Here is a 3755-nt window from a genome sequence, read left to right as displayed (position 1 = left end):
ACCGACGCGATCCATACACGGATCCCGACACCCGGCGCGGGGTGGAGCAGCCCGGTAGCTCGTCAGGCTCATAACCTGAAGGTCGTAGGTTCAAATCCTACCCCCGCAACCAAATACCCCCACAGACCAGCGCAGCACCACAAGCCCGCAGGCGCACGCCCACGGGCCGAAATGCGTTCCGAGCGAACCAGGCTGACCCGCGGCCGAGGCATCATCCCGACGGCGGAGGACGCGGAGAGGGGAGGGCCCCGAGAGGGCGCCCCCGGGCGAGGCCAGCGCCCGGGGGAGACGCCAAACTCGCCGATCCAAGACGCCCGTCGCCGGAGCCCGGCACGCCAGCACATCCGCATCGGGACACCCTCGCACGTCCCTCGCGATCGGACTGAACGAGCCGGTTCCCGGCGGGCCGCGCCGCAGACCGCGAGCCGCCCATCGCATCAGCCGGCCGCTGCGCAAGCGGCATTTTTCATGTGGTTGGGTGAAGCATCGTGGCCCGGCGGCTGGGTGCCGGCCTCAAGGCCTTTGTGCTGGGTGGGGGCCGCGCGCCCGCTCGAATCGAGTGGGAGCAGGCCCTCTGTGCATTATCCGTCGTCCCTCGATGCCCCGCCGACAAGATCGATCTCGACCGCGTATCGTCACAAAACTCCCGCCGCACCCCGGACGACGTGCTCGTGAGAGGGCCGCCGCATGAGCGGCGACGCGCGATCCGCGTTTGCCATCGGCCGCCGCCTCGCGGAGGCGAAGCTGGCGGCCGCTTGTATCGGGCCTCGTTTCGTCGCGTGCTTCTCCGCCGGCCCCGACCGCGCTCCGCTCTAGAATCGCGTCACGATCTGGAATCGGACCAGCCGCGGCGCTCCGGGGAGGATGTTGTTGTTGTTGTGTGCCGAGACGATGTACTTCCTGTCGAACAGATTCTCGATGTTGACCTGCGCCCGCGTGGTCTCGTTGAGATTGTAGAACAGGCCCAGATCGAAGCGCGAATAGCTCGGCAGCCGGATGGTGTTGTCCGAGGTTGCGAAGGAGTGGGACTGGTTGATGTAGCCGACACCGACGGAAAACTCGCGGCTGAGATCGAACTTGTTCCAGAGCGTGAAGGAGTTGAGCGGCAACAGCCCGACGAAGTTTCCGGCGACGATGGTGGTGGACAGGTTGTTTGAGATCCGCGCGTCGGTGAAGGCATAGCCGCCCGCGATCGACCACCAGTCGGTGACGTAGCCGTTGGCGCCGATCTCGGCGCCCTGCGTGCTGGTCTGCCCCGAGGTCAGGAAGAAGCCGGCCCGGTTGGGGTCGGCGATGCGCTGGTTGGTGCGGTCGAGGTTGAACAGGGCCCCGGTGAGCTGGAGCACGGGAGAGACGTCGTACTTCACGCCGACCTCCGCGTTGACGAACTTTTCCGGCTCGGAAATCACGAGGCCCGGGGTCAGCGCACTGAACTGGTCGCCCGAGCTCGGCAGGTAGGAGACGCTGTAGCTGCCGTAGAGGGCGAGGTTCTGGAGCGGCTTCACGACCACGCCGGCACGGGGCGAGATCAGGTCGTCGACCCGGTTCTGCGTCACGGTCGTGCGGCGGTCGCGGGCCGAGAAGTCGAAGTGATCGTACCGCAGGCCGCCGATGAGCTGCAGGTGCTCGTTCACCTCGATCTGGTCCTGCACGTAGGTGGCGACGAGACCGAGATCGTAGGTGCTGTTGGCCCCGCTCGGAATGTTGCGGAAATTGATGCCCTCGCGGGTGAGAGGCGACAACGGGTTCACCACAAGGTTCTGCGTGCCGGTGCTGCTGAAGAAGCCGTCCAGCCGCCGGCTGAGACCTTCCTGGTATCCGAGTTCGAGGCCGCCGAGCAGGGTGTGCTTGAGCGGGCCGGTTGCGAACTGGTAGGTAAAATCGGTCTGGTTGAAGTAGTTCGTCCGATCGGTCTGGCTGTTGTAGGCCTGGATCGTCACCGCGGTGCCGGCGTTGTTCACTGCGCTGCCCGGGAAGACGTTCTGGTAGAACTTGTTGTAGTCGGCGAACCGCGACTGGTTGCGTACGACGACGCCGTTTTCGAAGACGTGGTCGAGCTGTGCCGTGGCGATGTGGGCGTCGACATGGGCCGGCGACAGGAACGGGTTGCCGAAATAGGTCGCGGTGTTGTCGCGGTAGCGGTAGGCCCGCCCGAACTGCGAGGGGAGGCCGCGGTCGGTGGTGCGGTCGTCGTGGAAGTATTCGTAGGAGAGCTTCAGCGTTGTCTGCGGTCCGAGCAGAAAGGTCATCGTCGGGTTGACGCCGTAGCGGCGGATGTCGACGAAGTCGCGGTAGGTCGCTGTGTCCTCGAACACGCCGTTCATGCGGAAGAACACGTTGTCGTTGACCCGGTCGCCGACGTCGACGGCCACGCGCTTGTTCCAGAACTGGCCGCCCTGCAGCACGACTTCACGACGGGACAGGCCGTCGGCCTCCTTGAGGACGCGGTTGATGACGCCGCCGCCGCCGCCGCGGCCGAAGATCATGGCGTTGGGACCCTTCAGCACTTCGAGGCGCTGAGTGTTGTAGAGGTCACGGTAGTACTGCACGTCGTCGCGGACGCCGTTGACGAAGAAATCCGCGTTGGAGCGCTGGCCGCGGATGATCAGCTCGTCGCGGTTGCCCTCGCCCTGCGCCTGGATGACCCCCGGTACGTAGCGGGTCGCTTCGCCGACCGACTGGAAGCCCTGGTCGCGGATCTGCTGCTGCGTCACCACGGTGACCGATTGCGGCGTGTCGATCAGCGGCGTGGCGGTCTTGGTGGCGCTGCGCGTGGCCTTGGTGAGATAGCCGACCGTGACGCCGCCCTGCGGTTCGGTGAGCAGGCCCCCCTCGCCGGCGACGCTGAGTTCCTCCATCGTCGTCGGCATCGACCCGGCCTGGACGGCACCGGTGGTCTCGGGTTCCGATACGCGCGGCGTGGCCGCTGCCGGAGCCAGCGATCCCAATCCCAGTACGGACCCGACGGCCGTCGTCGTCAACCAGATCTTCGTTCGCCTGCGCCGGTCAATTTTCGTCATTGCTGCCCCCACGGCCCAGAAAAGGGCGCTCCCGCATCGTTCCGTGCAGGTCGCGCTTCCATTCCGCTTGGCCGCCGGGCACGGCGCCGTCAAATTACAGATTCCCAATATTATAAATTAGAATTGTTATTGTTTTCTCGATTCGATCTTCATCGCCAATGATCCGACAATAGATCGTTCTTTGCTGAAAAACAGGTACTCTCGCAGAAATTGCACTTTGCTTTGAGGCAAGGCTGGCGAGGCCCATCCGCTGTCCGCCACGTCGTGACGCGCAGGGTAAGATGGCCGGGGTCATGGAGACCGTCCCGGGGAGGAATGCGCATGGCATGAGCGGATCCGGGCGGAGCCGACGATGTCAACGGGAGACAGGATCGAAGCAATCCTATGCGCAATCACGGAACGGTTGTATTTTATGCGCAGAACCGTTGTTTGGAATGGTACTAGAACAGTTCTGTGGCGCTCAAGTCACGATCCTTAGAAACTAATCTGTAATTTTGAAAGTCAGCTTGTCTTTGTGCCGAGTGCCTCGGTAGATCGGAATGTCTGCGTCAGAGATGGTTGCTTATTGCTTCCTTAGGCGCATGCCGACGGTAGATCATGTCTGAAGTGGTGGATTGTTGTTTATGACGTATCGGCGAGATCGCGATCGACGCAGCGAAGCCGGCACGGGGCGACGGGACGGCCTGGGCGCAGGCTTCGGCAGAACCGGTACGATCCTGGTCGCGGCCGTCCTGA

General features: G+C 63.9%; 2 protein-coding genes and 1 tRNA gene. 1 reads left to right on the top strand and 2 read right to left on the bottom strand.

The window, feature by feature from the left end; genetic code table 11:
* The first annotated feature begins 35 nt into the window (after positions 1-35).
* Positions 36-112 (top strand) — tRNA-Met (locus tag FV217_RS21970).
* Between the two features lie 700 nt (positions 113-812).
* Here FV217_RS21970 and FV217_RS21965 read toward each other — a convergent pair.
* Both FV217_RS21965 and FV217_RS23235 read right to left on the bottom strand, forming a co-directional pair.
* A complete protein-coding gene (locus FV217_RS21965) occupies positions 813-2858 on the bottom strand; it encodes a TonB-dependent siderophore receptor (protein WP_246683119.1) in 2046 nt (681 codons plus the stop codon).
* A gap of 710 nt (positions 2859-3568) precedes the next feature.
* Positions 3569-3755 (bottom strand): hypothetical protein (locus FV217_RS23235; protein ID WP_210245162.1); only part of this gene is annotated, 187 nt, incomplete at its 5' end.

It is taken from the genome of Methylobacterium sp. WL9 (assembly GCF_008040035.1).
In the GTDB taxonomy this organism is placed as follows: Bacteria; Pseudomonadota; Alphaproteobacteria; order Rhizobiales; family Beijerinckiaceae; genus Methylobacterium; species Methylobacterium thuringiense.
This window is presented reverse-complemented; position numbering and strand designations above follow the sequence as displayed.